Raw genomic sequence first — 16,078 nt, forward strand, 5'->3', positions numbered from 1 at the left:
AAAAGTTATATACGATTTGGTTATAAAAAAGTGAGCGGAAACCTGTATACAAAGTATCGCGAATTTTCGTAACAAAGTGCTACAGGGCTTATTCTACTTGGGGTGTAGGAATGTTCTCGAATCTCTGTGGCTCTGGTGAGTTCAGCCTGCCGGGGGAAGCGTGCTTACAATCGCTACACCTGGCAAGCCGGACTGCTACAGGTTGAGCATTACTCGACAATTCCCAACATGCTTCTGGCCAGCGCTTCGGCAATGCGAATGCCGTCCACGCCCGCCGACATGATGCCGCCGGCATAGCCTGCGCCTTCACCGGCGGGGAACAGGCCGCGCACATTGAGGCTCTGCATGTCGGCACCGCGCGTGATGCGCAGTGGCGAGGAGGTACGGGTTTCGATGCCCGTGAGCACGGCGTCGTGCTGGAAGAAGCCCTTGATCTGCTTGTCGAAGGCTGGCAGTGCTTCGCGAATGGCTTCGATGGCGAAGGCGGGCAGGGCGTCGGCCAGGTCCGTGAGCTTCACCCCCGGTTTGTAGGAAGGTTCTACGCTACCCAGTTCCGTGGAGGCTTTGCCTGCAACGAAATCGCCCACCAGTTGCGCCGGTGCTTCGTAGTTCTCCCCACCCATGATGTAGGCGTGGGATTCCAGACGTTCCTGCAACTCGATGCCTGCCAGCGGTCCGCCAGGGTAGTCTTCGTCCGGGGTGATGCCGACGACGATGCCGGAGTTGGCGTTGCGCTCGTTGCGCGAATACTGGCTCATGCCATTGGTGACTACCCGGTTTGGCTCCGAGGTCGCGGCGACCACCGTGCCGCCTGGGCACATGCAGAAGCTGTACACCGAACGGCCATTCTTCGCGTGATGCACCAATTTGTAGTCAGCGGCGCCAAGCTTCGGATGACCTGCATATTTGCCGAGCCGTGCGCGGTCGATCAGCCCTTGTGGGTGTTCGATACGGAAACCTACCGAGAACGGCTTGGCTTCCATGTAAACGCCGCGCCCGTGAAGCATGCGGAAGGTATCCCGGGCACTGTGGCCCAGCGCCAGAATCACGTGGCGTGATTCAATCCGCTCGCCGCTGTCGAGCACCACACCCTGCATCTGACCGTCGTCGATCAGTACGTCGGTGACCCGTTGCTCGAAGCGCACTTCGCCACCCAGCGCTTCAATCTGCTGGCGCATGTTCTCCACTACGCCGGTGAGGCGGAATGTGCCGATGTGCGGCTTGCTGACGTACAGGATTTCTTCCGGCGCGCCGGCCTTGACGAACTCGTGCAGCACTTTGCGACCGTGGAATTTAGGGTCCTTGATCTGGCTGTAGAGTTTGCCATCGGAAAAGGTGCCGGCACCGCCCTCACCGAACTGCACGTTGGATTCGGGGTTGAGCACATTCTTGCGCCACAGGCCCCAGGTGTCCTTGGTGCGCTGGCGAACTTCCTTGCCGCGCTCGAGAATGATCGGTTTGAAACCCATCTGTGCCAGCAGCAAGCCGGCGAAAATACCGCACGGGCCAAAGCCGACGACCAGAGGACGCTCGCTCAGATCGACAGGGGCGTGACCGACGACTTTATAGCTGACGTCCGGTGCCTGGCACAGATGTTTGTCGTGGCTCAGGCGCGTGAGCAGGGCGGCTTCGTCGCGCACCTGAAAGTCGATGGTGTAGATGAACTGCAGTTCGGTGGATTTCTTGCGCGCGTCGTAGCTGCGCTTGAACAGGGTGAAATCCAGCAGCTCGTCGGCGTCGATGCCCAGGCGTTGCACGAGCGCGGGGCGCAGGGCTTCGTCCGCGTGGTCCAACGGCAGTTTGAGTTCGGTGATTCGTAACATTGAAAGGTCCGGTTTCGGGCCGCAGGATCTGCCCGGCAGCGCTACAAGAACCGGCGATTATAAGCCACATCGAGGGCCAAGCGGTGTCGAAAGGGAGAAACGTGCGCGGATCCGTAGCAGTCCGGCTTGCCGGCGGTGGCGTCATTGAAGTCGCTACCGCCGGCAAGCCGGACTGCTACAGAACGTTCAGCTCGGCCGGGGGTGTTCAGTCGTTACGCATTGCCCCGAAGTACGCGCAACCGCGCTGAACCTGGCCATTGACCCGCAATTCGGCGGTCAGGTGCTGCACCGAACCGTTCACTGGATCGACGCAGCGCTGGGGTGCGACATACAGTTCCACGTGTTGATCGTTGGCATCGGTGATCAGGTTGAAGCGGCCTTCGGGCATCTGCTCTTCCATGTACGGCACGGCGAAAGGCTGCTGACCTTCACGCTCCAGGACCATGCCCTTGCCGCTGGCATTGAGGTTCCATTTCGGCCCGTTGCCGCTGGCATGGATGGTCAGGCGCTTGAAGTTGGGATCTTCGCAGGCGCCGCTCGGGCGCTCGACCCGGTACAGCTCGTAGACATCGGCCTGGCCATCGCTGCCCTGGGCCTTGCTGGCGACGAAGTTGCCGCGCACGTCGGCAAAGGCCTTGCCGCTTTTGTCCACGACCGAGGCGGCTTCCTGAAGGATGCCCGTGTTGCCGCTGTCGATCACCGCGTAGCGGCGCTGCTCGTTGCACGGCTGCAGGAACAGTTTGCCGGCGTCGCCGCTGAGGGTGCCTTGCATGCGAATCATGCCGGCAGTGGACACCTTGCTGTCAGCCGATTGTGGGGACATCAACTGGCAGCCCGCGAACACGGGCAGCAGGGCAAACATCAGGACGGTACGAACAGCGAACATGTGGCGGTCTCCAGACAAGTGCCGCCACGTTACTCAGGCTGCTCGCGCATCACAAGAGGCGATTAGCCAACGTGATAGGTCTGCCCGGTCTGCAGGCCTTCGACGCTTTTTGCGTATGCCAGTGCCACATCGGCCCCCGACACAGGCTTGAAGCCGCGAAAGTAGGGCGCGTAGCTGCCCATGGCTTCGAGCAGCACGTTGGGGCTGACCGAGTTGACCCGCATGCCACGCGGCATCTCGATGGCCGCTGCGCAGACGAATGCATCGATGGCGCCGTTGACCAGGCTTGCCGAAGCGCCAGTGCGGATCGGGTCATGACTGGTTATGCCGGTGGTGAAGGTAAACGAGGCGCCATCGTTGGCGAATTCGCGACCGATCAGCAGCAGATTGACCTGGCCCATGAGCTTGTCACGCAGCCCGAGGGCGAACGATTCCTCGTTCATCTGCGCCAGCGGGGCAAAGGTCACGTTGCCGGCGGCGCAGACCAATGCGTCGAAAGGACCTGTTCGTTCGAACAGTTTGCGGATCGATGCGCTGTCACTAATATCGACATGCTCGTCACCGCTGTTACGGCCGATGCGAACGATGTCATGGCGCGGCGCCAATTCCCTCTCGATCGCCGAACCGATGGTTCCGCCAGCGCCAATCAATAGAATTTTCACGGTGCAGTCCTTCCGTTAATGGATCAGGCGCTCAGTGTGAGTCGCGTCTTCCCACGGATAAATGGGCTAAACGGCAATCCCGGTTTGCCGATAAGGAAACAATCATGAGCGAAATGGACGATCTGGCGGCATTTGCCATGCTGGTTGAAGCCAACAGCTTCACCTTGGCGGCGCAATGGCTGGACACCAGTACCAGTCAGCTGTCCAAGCGCATCAGCAAGCTGGAAAAGAGCTACGGCGTCACGCTGCTGCATCGCACCACACGCAGCCTGACCCTGACCTCGGCCGGCGCGATCCTGCTGCCGGAAGCCCGCGCCCTCCTAGCGCAGCGAGATCGTGTGCGTGATGCCATGGCTTACCTGAGCGAAAGCCTGGTCGGGACGGTGCGCCTGACCGTGCCGGTGTCGCTGGGCGAGACGTTTTTCGAAGGACTGCTGACCGAGTTTTCCACCCGCTACCCGGACGTGCAGGTCGAACTGGACCTGAACAACCATTTTCGCGACATGCGCCGTGACGGTTTCGACCTGGGGATCCGCTCCAGCGTCGGCGTCGATGAGCGACTGGTGGCCAAGCCGCTGCTGTCATTGCAGGAACTGACCTGCGCCAGTGCGGAGTATCTGGCCCTTCACGGCAAGCCGCAGACGCCCGAGGCGCTGCGAGTACACCGGTGCCTGCTCAACAGCCATTACAGCGGCCGTGAGACCTGGGTGTATCACCAGAAGCACGAATTGACCCGGGTGAATGTGCGCGGCACGTTTGCCAGCAATCACTACGGCCTGCTGAAAAAGGCCGCGATGGTCGGCGCCGGTATCGCACGCCTGCCGTCCTACATGGTCCACAACGAACTCAACGACGGCAGCCTGCAATGGCTGTTGCGCGACTACCAGACGCCGGTGTCGTCGCTGTTTCTGGTCCATCCCTTCGAAGGGCACCTGCCCAGGCGGATCAAGGTCATGGCCGATTACCTCACCGAGTGGTTCGAACGCAGTACGGCGGCGTTGGAAAAGCTTTGAATCGCACATAAAAAAATGGCCCGAAGAGGGGCCATTTTTTATTGTCTTGCGCAATCCTTTAGCAGTCCGGCTTGGCTGCGGTGGCGATCTTGCGTAAGCCACCGCGGCAAGCCGCGCTGTTACAGAGGGAATACGCCGATCAGCCCTCATCCACCCAAATAAGCATCCCGCACTTTCGGATCGACCAGCAGATCGGCGCCGGAGCCCTGCATCACCACTCGACCGTTTTCCAGAACATAGGCACGATCGGCGACTTTCAGCGCCTGGTTGGCGTTCTGCTCCACCAGGAACACGGTCACGCCATCACGGCGCAGCTGTTCGACGATCTCGAAGATCTGCTGAATGATGATCGGCGCAAGACCCAGTGAAGGTTCGTCAAGCAGCAACAGCTTGGGCTTGCTCATCAGCGCGCGGCCGATGGCGAGCATCTGCTGTTCGCCGCCGGACATGGTGCCGCCGCGCTGATTGAAGCGTTCCTTCAGGCGCGGGAAGAGTGCCAGAACCTTGTCCATCTGCTCCTGATAGTCGCCCTTGTCGGTGAAGAAACCGCCCATGGCCAGGTTTTCTTCAACGGTCAGGCGGGCGAACACGCGGCGGCCTTCCGGCACCACCGCGATGCTCTTGCGCATGATCACCGAGGACTCCAGGCCCACTAGCTCTTCACCCAGGTACCGAATGCTGCCGCTGTGGGCGCGCGGCGAGCCGCACAGGGTCATCAGCAGGGTCGATTTTCCTGCCCCATTGGCGCCGATCAGGGTGACGATCTCACCCTGTTTGACATCGATGCTGACGCCATGCAGGGCCTGGATCTTGCCGTAGAAGGTGGAAACGTTGTCGAACTGCAGCATTTACGCTTCCCCCAGGTAGGCTTTGATCACTTCAGGATTGTCACGGATCTGCTCGGGCGTGCCGTCAGCCAGAGGCGTGCCCTGGTTGATCACCACGATGTGGTCGGAAATGCTCATGACCAGCTTCATGTCGTGTTCGATCAGCAGCACGGTGGCGTTGTGATCGTTGCGCAACACGCCAATCAGCGCCTTGAGGTCCTCGGTTTCCTTGGGGTTCAGGCCCGCCGCAGGTTCATCGAGCATGAGGATGCGCGGGCGCGTCATCATGCAGCGAGCGATTTCCAGGCGACGTTGCTGACCGTAGGCCAGGGTGCCGGCGGGGCGATTGGCGAAAGCCTTGAGGTCGACCGCTTCGAGCCAGTGCTCGGCGTATTCCATGGCCTCGCGCTCGCTCCTGCGGTACGACGGGGTCTTGAACAGGCCGGACAGGAAGTTGGTGTTGAGGTGGCGATGCTGGGCAACCAGCAGGTTCTCCACAGCGGTCATTTCCTTGAACAGGCGCACGTTCTGGAAGGTCCGTACCACGCCCTTGCGGGCAATCTCGTGACCGGCCAGGCCCTGAATCGGTTCGCCGTCGAGCAGGATGGTGCCCGCCGTTGGCTTGTAGAAACCGGTCAGGCAGTTGAAGACCGTGGTCTTGCCGGCGCCGTTGGGGCCGATCATCGACACGACCTGCTTCTCGTTGACAGTCAGGCCCACACCATTGACCGCCAACAGGCCGCCAAAGCGCATGCTCAAGCCCGAGGCTTGCAGAATTGGACGGCTCATCAGCGCTCCCCCTTGAGTTTCATGACGGGACGCTGCATCGGCAGGAAGCCCTGAGGACGCCAGATCATCATCAGCACCATCAAGGCGCCGAAGCCCAACATCCGGTATTCGCTGAATTCGCGAAGCAGTTCTGGCAGCAGGATCATCACCACCGCCGCCAGGATCACACCCAGTTGCGAGCCCATGCCGCCCAGTACCACGATGGCGAGAATGATCGCCGACTCAAGGAAGGTGAACGACTCGGGAGTGATCAGGCCCTGGCGCGCGGCGAAGAAGCTGCCGGCGAAACCGGCGAACGCTGCGCCCAGGGTAAAGGCTGAAAGCTTGATGATGGTCGGGTTCAGACCCAGTGCACGGCAGGCGATTTCGTCTTCGCGCAGCGCTTCCCAGGCACGGCCGATCGGCATGCGCAGCAGGCGGTTGATGACGAACAAGGCAGCCAGCGCCATCAGCAGGGCGATCAGGTAGAGAAAGATCACCTTGTTGATCGAGTTGTATGGCAGGCCGAAGTATTCGTGAAAGGTCTGCATCCCTTCGGCGGCCTTGCGTTCAAAGCTCAGGCCGAACAGCGTGGGCTTTTCGATGTTGCTGATGCCGTTCGGGCCACCGGTCAGGTCGGTCAGGTTACGCAGGAACAGACGGATGATTTCCCCGAAGCCCAGCGTGACGATGGCCAGGTAGTCACCGCGCAGTCGCAGCACCGGAAAGCCCAGCAGGAAGCCGAACGTGGCAGAAGCCAGCCCCGCCAGCGGCAGGCAGATCCAGAAACCGAAGCCGAAGTAATGCTGCAGCAGGGCGTAGGTATAGGCACCGACGGCGTAGAAACCGACGTAGCCCAGGTCCAGCAGGCCCGCCAGGCCCACCACGATGTTCAGGCCCAGGCCGAGCATCACGTAGATCAGGATCAAGGTCGCGATGTCCACCGCGCCGCGCGAGCCGAAGAACGGCCAGATCAGGGCGGCGACGACGATTGCACCGAGGAACCAGCGCTGTGTAGAAGGCAGGGTCAGGAAGTTGCTGGCCTTGTCCGACACCAGCTGCTTTTGCGGGCGCGAGCGCCACATGGCGCTGATCGGCTCGTTAAACAGAACGCGCAGGAACATCAGCAGGGCGGCGGCGAAGATCACCAGCACGGTGCTGGTGCTGGCACCGACGACCGCCAGGTTGACCCCGACGATGTCCAGTTTGAGCCCGAGAATCGGGTAGGCGACGGCCAGTACCAGTACTGCACTGAAGAGGGCCGATTTGAGATTCCTGGTCATACTTTTTCAACCTCCGGACGGCCGAGCAGGCCGGTTGGCCGGAACAACAACACCAATACGAGAAGACCGAACGCCACCACATCCTTGTACTGGTCGCCGAAGATGTCGGCGCCGAACGCTTCAGCCACACCCAGCACCAGACCACCGAGCATCGCGCCCGGGATACTGCCGATACCGCCCAGTACCGCTGCGGTAAAGGCCTTGATGCCGACCAGGAAACCCGAGTTGGGGTTGATCACGCCGTACTGCATGCTCAGCAATACCGCAGCGACCGCCGCCAGCGCGGCGCCGATGACGAAGGTCAGGGCGATGATGTTGTTGGTATTGATGCCCAGCAGGTTGGCCATCTTGATGTCTTCGGCACAGGCGCGGCAGGCGCGGCCCAGGCGGGAGCGGGAGATGAACCAGGTCAGGCCGAGCATGGCCACCAGCGTGACGATGAAGATCAGGATCTGCATGTACGAGATCACCACTTCATGGGTGCTGCCAGGGCCGAACACGAAGTTGCCAGGGATCAGGTTGGGGATCGACTTGTCTTTGGAGTCCTGCGACAACAGCACGGTGTTCTGCAGGAAAATCGACATGCCAATGGCGGAAATCAGAGGGATCAGACGGTTGCTGCCGCGCAACGGACGGTAGGCAACCCGTTCGATGGCATAACCATAGGCGCTGGTCACCACGATACTGGCGACGAACGCCGCGGTGATCAGCAACGGCAGGCTGTCCAGGCCCAGCATGGTCAGGCCGGCCAGGGCGATGAACGCCACGTACGAGCCGATCATGTACACCTCGCCGTGGGCGAAGTTGATCATGCCGATGATGCCGTAGACCATGGTATAGCCGATGGCAATCAAGGCGTATGTGCTGCCAATGGTCAAGCCATTAACCAGCTGTTGAAGAAAGTGATAGATGTCTATCGGCATTGCTGTGTGCTCCTAAAAACCTGCCTGGTGTTTCACTGGTGAAGTCATTTTCCCGCTCGCGCGTCGTGATCTACGTCCGCGTTCGGCACGAGCCCAGTGATTCACTGGTGCGGTTTCAAGATGTTCAGGGCATCGGGACTCTTGTGAAGTCCGCAGCCCCCGTAAAACAAAGCCCACTGCGGTTGCAGTGGGCTCTGGGTCAACATCAAGCGTGTGATTACTTCACAGGGGCTTCAGTCTTGCTACCATCTTTGTGCCAGGTGTAAACGACGAATTTGAAGTCCTTGAGGTCACCCTTGTCGTCGAAAGACAGATCGCCGGTAGGGGTCTTGAAGGTGCCAGCGCGGATGGCGGCGGCCACTTTGGCGGTGTCTTGGGTCTTGGCTGCGGTGATACCGCCGGCGATCACTTCAACAGCGGCGTAGGCCGGGAACACGAACGGACCGCTCGGGTCTTCTTTCTTGGCCTTGAACTCTTCTACCAGTGCCTTGTTGGCTGGATCCTGGTCGAAGGATTTGGGCAAGGTCACCAGCAGGCCTTCGGAAGCGTCCTGGGCGATCTGCGAGATGGAGGCGTTACCCACGCCTTCCGGACCCATGAAGCCGGCTTTCAGGCCTTTCTCCTGAGCCTGGCGCAGGATCAGGCCCAGCTCAGGGTGGTAGCCGCCGTAGTAGACGAAGTCGACGTTGGCTTGCTTCATCTTGGCGATCAGCGAGGAGAAGTCCTTGTCGCCGGCGTTGATGCCTTCGAACAGGGCGACTTTCACGCCATCTTTTTCAAGGGTCTGTTTAACGGCAGTGGCGATGCCTTCACCGTATTGCTGTTTGTCGTGGATGACCGCAACGATTTTCGGCTTGACCTGCTTGGCGATGTATTCGCCAGCAGCCGGGCCCTGAGCGCTGTCCAGGCCGATGGTGCGGAACACCATCTTGTAGCCACGCTTGGTGATTTCCGGGCTGGTGGCAGCCGGGGTGATCATGATGATGCCTTCGTCTTCGTAGATGTCGGACGCAGGCTGAGTGGAGCTGGAGCACAGGTGGCCGACCACGAATTTCACGCCGTCGTTGACCACTTTGTTGGCGATCGCGACCGCTTGTTTAGGGTCACAGGCATCGTCGTACTCGACGGCTTCAAGCTGCTTGCCATCGACGCCGCCTTTGGCGTTGATGTCAGCGATGGCCATTTTCGCGCCGCTGAACTGCATGTCGCCGTATTGGGCAACAGCACCGGTTTTAGGGCCGGCGATGCCGATCTTGATGGTGTCAGCTGCGAATGAATGGCTGGCAACCCCCGCCAGAACCAATGCGGCAAACAGCTTGGAAATCTGATTGATACCCTTAGTCATGATGCTCCACTCTTGCGTTGTAGTTTTTATAATCCTGACGGCCAAAAGCTGCAGGACCGGATTGATTTATCCAGGCCATCCCCCAGCAACTGTACCGGAACAGTTTAGAGCGCCGGTCGAGCGCTTGAAAAGCGGGCTGCGGGGGGCAAAACCTGTTGATGTCGCTTAATCGAAAGAAAGATACACAATCAAGCCGGTCGATCGACGAACCGGACCGTTCAATCTATCGGCCTGAGCGAAGTTCTCTGCAATCAATCACTTGAATCCGGGTTTGTTCGCTGGAAACGCGGCGCTATCATGATGCCGATTTTCCAAACGGTGAAACCCATGACGCAAGAACCTAGCACCCTCTATGCCAAACTGCTTGGCGAAACGGCTTCAATCACCTGGAAAGAATTGCAACCGTTCTTTGCAAAGGGTGCCCTGTTGTGGGTCGAGCCAACGCAGGATTTGATCGCCGTTGCGCAGGCGTTCGCTGAAAACGCTGAGCCCCAAGTGGTTGCCTGGCTTGCCAGCGGCGAGGTCGGCAAGGTCTCTGAATCAAAGGCTCTGGACCTGCTGGAGCGCGATCCGCCGTTGTGGGCGGTGGTGGTGGCGCCATGGGTATTGATCCAGGAAAAGGCATGACGTTTATTTGTGCATCATTTTGGTGCTCTCAATGATGGCAAAGTGGGTAGGTCGGTAACTGCAATTGGGGTGGTAGTAGCGCAAATCCCCACCGGCTCAACGCCTGCAGCGTGGTTTTGATCAGTGTTGCGCACCGGTATTGGAACGATCCGGTGTTGGCAGACCGCAGCTCTGTGCGCCCTCAGCCCAGCGCGTTGACTTTGGCGGGGTGATGGTGCGCAGGTCGGCAAGCGGTTGGTAAGAAAGCGCCAGTTCTAAGGCTGGGGCGCAAGAGCTGGAGTCACGTCCTGGGGCACAAGTATGGCCTGCGGTTGGATCGACGGCAGACCAAAGGCTGCGCGGGCAGCATCGCAATCCGGATTCGGCTGACCGTCGGCCCAGGACGCTTCGAAGTCTCGGCAGGTGCTGGACCGCTGCTCATAGATTGAGCATCGAGTGCCTTTGCCTACCTCTCCCTCCAGCGCCGTACAGCGCACCGATTTGCAGTCGGTGCCGAGCATGGCCACCCGGCTGGGGCTGATACTGCTGACCAGCTCATCGGGCACCGTACCCCCGGCCGTCGCACATTCACCCCAAAAGAAAGACACACGAAAATATGAACAGCAGGCACCGCAATTCAGGCAGGGGCTGACTTCGGACATGAACTTTAACCGAGGGATTTAATGGGAGGAGGGGGGCAGGTGCGGCCGCTCATTCTAGGCTTTCCATTGCGCCTGGGAAGTGGGCATCAGAGATATTTTTCGTGCGGCCTATCAGGCCTGGCATGACCTCATATCAGCCTTGCGAATAATCAGGGACAGGCTTGATAACGCTGACTAGATTCCAGTCTCCAGGCGGGTGTGTGTCTGGCCAAACAACAACAATAAAGAGATCTGCACATGGATCATTCGAATCAGGCAGCGAACGCGTGGCGCATTCTGTTCCTGCTGTTTCTGGCCAATTTGTTCAATTTCTTCGACCGCACGATCCCGGCCATCATCATCGAGCCGATCCGCAAGGAGTGGCAGCTGAGCGATTTTCAGCTTGGCATCATCGGCACGGCATTCACCCTGGTGTACGCCATTGCCGGTTTACCGCTGGGCCGAATTGCCGACAACGGCTCACGGCGCAAACTGATGGGCTGGGGCCTGGCGGTGTGGAGCGGCCTGACGGCGGTCAACGGCCTGGTCGGCAGCTTCTGGGCTTTCTTGCTGGTGCGCATGGGGGTGGGCATCGGCGAAGCGAGTTATGCACCGGCAGCCAATTCGCTGATCGGCGACCTGTTCCCGGCGCACAAGCGTGCCCGCGCGATGGGCATTTTCATGCTGGGCTTACCATTGGGGCTGTTGCTGGCGTTCTTCACCATCGGGGCGATGGTCAAGGCGTTCGACAGCTGGCGCGCACCCTTTTTCATTGCCGCGGTGCCGGGCCTGGTGCTCGCGCTGTTCATGTTCTTCATCCGTGAGCCTGCGCGCGGAGCCGCGGAAAGCGTGGCGATCTCGCAGCAGAAAATAGACCGTCCCATCCGTCGCGTGCTGTCGATCCCCACCTTCCGCTGGCTGGTGCTGGCCGGTCTTGCGTTCAATTTCGCGACCTATGCGTGTAATTCATTCATGGTGCCGATGCTGCAGCGCTACTTCCTGCTGCCTTTGCAGGAGGCGGCAATGGCCACGGGCATTATCGTTGGCGTCACCGGGCTGGTCGGTCTGACGGTCGGCGGCTGGGTCGCCGACAAACTGCATCAGCGTTGGGCCAATGGTCGGCTGATGTTTGCTGCGCTGAGCATGGCGGTGGCCAGCGTGAGTACCGGTTATGCGTTGCATGCCGGACGTATCGAGATCGGCCTGTTTGTCGCAGTGTTCAGCGTGGGTTGGCTGTTTTCCTACAACTTCTACACATGCGTGTACACGGCGATTCAGGACGTCGTGCAGCCGAGGCTGCGTGCGACGGCGATGGCGCTGTTCTTTGCCGGGTTGTACCTGCTGGGAGGTGGATTGGGGCCAGTGGTGGTCGGCTTGTTGTCCGACCATTTCGCCCATTCGGCGATGTATGCGGCGCAGGTGGAGCAGATTACCGAGCCGTTCAAGGCCGTGGGCTTGCATGACGCAATGTATCTGATCCCGGTGGCACTGTTTTTCGCGCTGGTGTTTCTGGTGCGGGCGTCGAAGTGCTTCAGTCGCGATGCGCAGCAGATGAAGGAGGGGATGTTGGCCGATGAGCCACTGGGGCAGGAGGTCAAGCCGTCTGTGGCGTGATTTTCTGGCTTTCTATGGGCCGGATGATCGTTCCCCCGCTCCGAGTGGGAATGCCGCGCCAAATGCTCTGCGTCGTTTTGCGATCATGACCGTAGGCGTGAGCTTGCTCGCGATAGCGCTCTGTCAGCCAACAGCCCGTGGCAGATAGATCGAATCGCGAGCAAGCTCACTCCTACAGGATTTGTGCCCGCAGCAATTTATCCCGCCACCAATACCCGAATCGCTTCCAGGCGCAACGCGGCCTTGTCCAGCATCGCCAGACCCTGCTCGCGCTGTTCGCGCAGGGCGATCAGCTCGCTGTCGCGCACGGTCGGGTTGACCGCTTGCAAGGCGGTCAGGCGTGCCAATTCTTCATCGGTATCGGCTGCCAGGCGACGCTGCGCCTCGGCCACGCGCTCGGCGTGCTTGGGCGCGATCTTGCTTTCGGCTGCGTTGATCTGCGGGTTGAGCACGTCGCGCTGGGCCTGGATGAACTTGTTGGCGCTGGCGCGTGGCACGCTCTCGAGCTGATCGTTCAGGGTGGTGAACGACACACGGCCGGACAGATCGTTGCCGTTGCCATCGAGCAGGCAGCGCAGCGCGGCCGGTGGCAAGTAGCGACCCAGCTGCAGCGAGCGCGGGGCCACCACTTCACTGACGTACAGCAGCTCAAGCAGCACGGTGCCGGGCTTGAGCGCCTTGTTCTTGATCAGCGCCACGGCGGTGTTGCCCATGGAACCGGACAGCACCAGGTCCATGCCGCCTTGCACCATCGGGTGCTCCCAGGTAATGAACTGCATGTCCTCGCGGGACAGCGCCTGATTGCGATCGTAGGTGATGGTCACGCCTTCGTCGTCACCCAGCGGGAAGCTGGCGTCGAGCATCTTCTCGCTCGGCTTGAGGATCAGGGCGTTTTCCGAATGGTCTTCACTGTCGATACCGAAGGCGTCGAACAGGGTTTCCATGTAGATCGGCAGGGTGAATTGATCGTCCTGCTCAAGGATCGCCTCAACCAGCGCTTCGCCTTCGCCTGCGCCGCCGGAGTTGAGCTCCAGCAGACGGTCGCGACCGGTATGCAGCTCGGACTCAAGGCGCACACGCTCGGCACGCGCCTCGGCCACCAGCGCCTGCCAGTCGTCTTCGTCACCGCCATCGAGCTGCGGCAGCAGGCGCGGGCCGAACCGATGCTGCAGGGCATTGCCGGTCGGACAAGTGTTGAGGAAGGCGTTGAGCGCTTCGTGATACCACTGGAACAGGCGCTCTTGCGGGCTGGTCTCCAGGTAAGGCACGTGCAGTTCGATGATGTGCTTCTGACCGATACGGTCCAGACGGCCGATACGCTGCTCAAGCAGGTCCGGGTGCGCTGGCAGGTCGAACAGCACCAGATGATGGGAAAACTGGAAGTTGCGGCCTTCACTGCCGATTTCCGAGCAGATCAGCACCTGCGCACCGAACTCTTCGTCGGCAAAATACGCAGCGGCGCGGTCACGCTCCAGGATGTTCATGCCCTCGTGGAACACCGTCGCCGGGATGCCAGAACGCACGCGCAGGGCGTCTTCCAGATCCATCGCGGTTTCGGCGTGGGCGCAGATGACCAGCACCTTGACCCGCTTGAGCATCTTCAGGGTGTCGATCAGCCAGTCGACACGAGGATCGAAGCGCCACCAGCGTTCTTCCTCGCTGGTCTCGCCTTGAGCCTGGAAGCTGACTTCCGGGTAGAGGTCGGCATGCTCGCCAATCGGCAGCTCCAGGTATTCAGCGGGGCACGGCAGCGGATACGGATGCAGTTTGCGCTCCGGGAACCCTTGCACGGCGGCGCGGGTGTTGCGGAACAGCACGCGGCCGGTGCCATGTCGGTCGAGCAGTTCACGGATCAGGCGCGCGCTGGCTTCGGTATCGCCATCGGCCACTGCGGCCAGCAGTGCTTCGCCTTCAGCGCCGAGGAAGCCGTGAATGGTCTTGTGCGCTTCAGGGGACAGACGTCCCTGATCGAGCAGTTCCTGAACGGCTTCTGCCACCGGGCGATAATTTTCGCTCTCGGCGCGGAATGCGTGCAGGTCGTGGAAACGGTTTGGATCGAGCAGGCGCAGACGCGCGAAGTGGCTGTCCTGACCCAGTTGCTCCGGGGTGGCGGTAAGCAGCAGCACGCCAGGAATCACTTCGGCCAGTTGCTCCACCAGCGAGTACTCGGCGCTGGCCTTGTCTTCGTGCCACACCAGGTGATGTGCCTCGTCGACCACCAGCAGGTCCCAGCCAGCGGCAAACAACGCGTCCTGGGCTTTCTCGTCGTCAACCAGCCACTCCAGCGAAACCAGCGCCAGTTGGGTGTCTTCGAAGGGGTTGCTGGCATCGCTTTCGATGAAGCGCTCGGCGTCGAACAGGGCCACCTGCAGATTGAAGCGACGACGCATCTCGACCAGCCACTGGTGCTGCAGGTTTTCCGGGACCAGGATCAGCACGCGGTTGGCACGGCCCGACAGCAGTTGACGGTGGATCACCAGACCGGCTTCGATGGTTTTGCCAAGGCCGACTTCGTCAGCCAGCAGAACGCGTGGAGCGATGCGGTCAGCGACTTCGCGGGCGATGTGCAACTGGTGGGCGATAGGTTGCGCACGAACCCCGCCCAGGCCCCACAGCGAAGACTGCAGCTGACGGCTGGTGTGCTCCAGGGTGTGATAACGCAGGGAGAACCACGCCAGCGGGTCGATCTGCCCGGCGAACAGACGATCGCTGGCCAGACGGAACTGAATGAAGTTCGACAGTTGGGTTTCCGGTAGGGTCACCGGCTGGTTCTGCGCGTTGAGACCGTGGTAGACCAGCAAGCCATCGACGTCGTCGACTTCGCGAACGGTCATTTTCCAGTTCTCGAAGTGGGTGATGGTGTCACCCGGCGAGAAACGCACCCGCGTGAGCGGGGCATTGCGCAATGCATACTGGCGGGTATCGCCAGTGGCCGGATAGAGCACGGTCAACAAGCGGCCGTCCTGTGCCAGAACGGTGCCTAAACCCAGCTCGGCTTCGCTGTCGCTAATCCAGCGTTGCCCCGGTTGATACTGCTGCGCCATGCTGCCTGACTCCCGCCTTGAAAAAGCCGACTATGGTAACGGAACAAGCTGCCCAGGCCAAAGACACATTGCAAAAAGGCCCGTATTTGTTGGGTTTGTGACCTTGGGTCAGCACTTGTTGCGAAAAACATAGTCCAAACTTCCCCCTGATACGGCTCAAGTCGACGAAACGGCAGCCGACAGCTTGATAACAGGAGACCATTACCATGCTGCCACCGCTGATTCCCTTGAGTGCGGCCCCCATCACCTCGCAGCAGGATCCGGTCAGACCGACGCCGGACATTCCACCTGTGACGCCCGTACAGCCCAGCTCCAGCGAAACCACCATCGACATGGGGGAGCGCGACACCGAGCAGGCGCAGTTGTTGCTGCGCGAAGAGCAGCGCCGCCAGCAACGGCGCCGTCGCGACCGGCGCACGGCTGATCGTCACCCTGATCTGGAGCAGGACGGGGAGCAGGACGCCCATCAAGGCCCGGCCGTTCCGGGTGATTCGCTCAACGCCGACAACACGGTGCCAGTGGTGCCGATCATCGATAACGAGCCGCGTCAGGGCCTGTGGGTCGATCTGAAAGTCTGAGACGCCGATTTCCCCTGGCCACACCCAGATGTTAAATTGCTGCCTGGAGAAAACTTGCCGTGGTG

Annotated in this window: 14 protein-coding genes; 4 read left to right on the plus strand and 10 right to left on the minus strand. The window is 60.6% G+C overall.

The window, feature by feature from the left end; all coding sequences use genetic code 11:
• Nucleotides 1–209: 209 nt before the first annotated feature.
• The 3 genes from ACI2KS_RS06395 to ACI2KS_RS06405 form a co-directional block, all read right to left on the minus strand.
• Nucleotides 210–1,823, minus strand: a complete 1,614-nt coding sequence (locus tag ACI2KS_RS06395; RefSeq protein ID WP_404618287.1) for an NAD(P)/FAD-dependent oxidoreductase — start codon at nt 1,821–1,823, stop codon at nt 210–212.
• A gap of 205 nt (nt 1,824–2,028) precedes the next feature.
• Nucleotides 2,029–2,709 carry a COG3650 family protein gene (locus ACI2KS_RS06400; RefSeq protein ID WP_404618289.1) on the minus strand — a complete coding sequence of 227 codons (681 nt, stop codon included), beginning with the start codon at nt 2,707–2,709 and terminating at the stop codon, nt 2,029–2,031.
• A 62-nt stretch (nt 2,710–2,771) separates the two neighbouring features.
• Complete coding sequence (locus tag ACI2KS_RS06405) at nt 2,772–3,371, minus strand: short chain dehydrogenase (protein ID WP_404618291.1); 600 nt, start codon at nt 3,369–3,371, stop codon at nt 2,772–2,774.
• 104 nt (nt 3,372–3,475) lie between these two features.
• On the opposite strand from ACI2KS_RS06405, the gene ACI2KS_RS06410 reads away from it, so the two are divergent.
• The gene (locus ACI2KS_RS06410; RefSeq protein ID WP_404618293.1) at nt 3,476–4,384 is read left to right on the plus strand and encodes a LysR family transcriptional regulator; all 909 of its coding nucleotides are present in this window, start codon (nt 3,476–3,478) and stop codon (nt 4,382–4,384) included.
• A 146-nt stretch (nt 4,385–4,530) separates the two neighbouring features.
• Here the strand turns inward: ACI2KS_RS06410 and ACI2KS_RS06415 are convergent, their stop codons facing one another.
• From ACI2KS_RS06415 to ACI2KS_RS06435, 5 genes are all read right to left on the minus strand, one after another.
• Entirely contained in the window at nt 4,531–5,232 is a 702-nt protein-coding gene (locus tag ACI2KS_RS06415; protein ID WP_404618295.1) for an ABC transporter ATP-binding protein, read from the minus strand.
• Nucleotides 5,233–6,000 carry a high-affinity branched-chain amino acid ABC transporter ATP-binding protein LivG gene (gene livG / locus ACI2KS_RS06420; RefSeq protein ID WP_404618297.1) on the minus strand — a complete coding sequence of 256 codons (768 nt, stop codon included), beginning with the start codon at nt 5,998–6,000 and terminating at the stop codon, nt 5,233–5,235.
• The gene (locus ACI2KS_RS06425) at nt 6,000–7,262 is read right to left on the minus strand and encodes a high-affinity branched-chain amino acid ABC transporter permease LivM (RefSeq protein WP_404618299.1); all 1,263 of its coding nucleotides are present in this window, start codon (nt 7,260–7,262) and stop codon (nt 6,000–6,002) included. Before ACI2KS_RS06425 ends, livG begins: the two co-directional genes overlap by 1 nt.
• Entirely contained in the window at nt 7,259–8,185 is a 927-nt protein-coding gene (gene livH, locus ACI2KS_RS06430; RefSeq protein WP_404618301.1) for a high-affinity branched-chain amino acid ABC transporter permease LivH, read from the minus strand. Before livH ends, ACI2KS_RS06425 begins: the two co-directional genes overlap by 4 nt.
• A 217-nt stretch (nt 8,186–8,402) precedes the next feature.
• Nucleotides 8,403–9,530, minus strand: a complete 1,128-nt coding sequence (locus tag ACI2KS_RS06435; RefSeq protein WP_404618303.1) for a branched-chain amino acid ABC transporter substrate-binding protein — start codon at nt 9,528–9,530, stop codon at nt 8,403–8,405.
• 327 nt (nt 9,531–9,857) lie between these two features.
• Between ACI2KS_RS06435 and ACI2KS_RS06440 the strand changes: the two genes are divergently transcribed.
• Nucleotides 9,858–10,157, plus strand: coding sequence for a DUF2288 domain-containing protein (locus tag ACI2KS_RS06440; RefSeq protein WP_404618305.1), 300 nt, complete (start codon nt 9,858–9,860; stop codon nt 10,155–10,157).
• A gap of 254 nt (nt 10,158–10,411) precedes the next feature.
• On the opposite strand, the gene ACI2KS_RS06445 is transcribed toward ACI2KS_RS06440, so the two are convergent.
• The gene (locus ACI2KS_RS06445; protein ID WP_404618307.1) at nt 10,412–10,798 is read right to left on the minus strand and encodes a YkgJ family cysteine cluster protein; all 387 of its coding nucleotides are present in this window, start codon (nt 10,796–10,798) and stop codon (nt 10,412–10,414) included.
• A 237-nt stretch (nt 10,799–11,035) separates the two neighbouring features.
• Between ACI2KS_RS06445 and ACI2KS_RS06450 the strand changes: the two genes are divergently transcribed.
• Entirely contained in the window at nt 11,036–12,391 is a 1,356-nt protein-coding gene (locus ACI2KS_RS06450) for a spinster family MFS transporter (protein ID WP_404618309.1), read from the plus strand.
• Nucleotides 12,392–12,588: 197 nt separating this feature from the next.
• Here ACI2KS_RS06450 and rapA read toward each other — a convergent pair whose 3' ends face one another.
• Nucleotides 12,589–15,435, minus strand: coding sequence for an RNA polymerase-associated protein RapA (gene rapA / locus ACI2KS_RS06455; protein WP_404618311.1), 2,847 nt, complete (start codon nt 15,433–15,435; stop codon nt 12,589–12,591).
• Nucleotides 15,436–15,641: 206 nt separating this feature from the next.
• On the opposite strand from rapA, the gene ACI2KS_RS06460 reads away from it, so the two are divergent.
• Entirely contained in the window at nt 15,642–16,013 is a 372-nt protein-coding gene (locus ACI2KS_RS06460; RefSeq protein ID WP_404618313.1) for an aspartate-semialdehyde dehydrogenase, read from the plus strand.
• The last annotated feature ends 65 nt before the right edge of the window (nt 16,014–16,078 follow it).

This window comes from Pseudomonas sp. NPDC087358 (assembly GCF_044900785.1).
In the GTDB taxonomy this organism is placed as follows: Bacteria; Pseudomonadota; Gammaproteobacteria; order Pseudomonadales; family Pseudomonadaceae; genus Aquipseudomonas.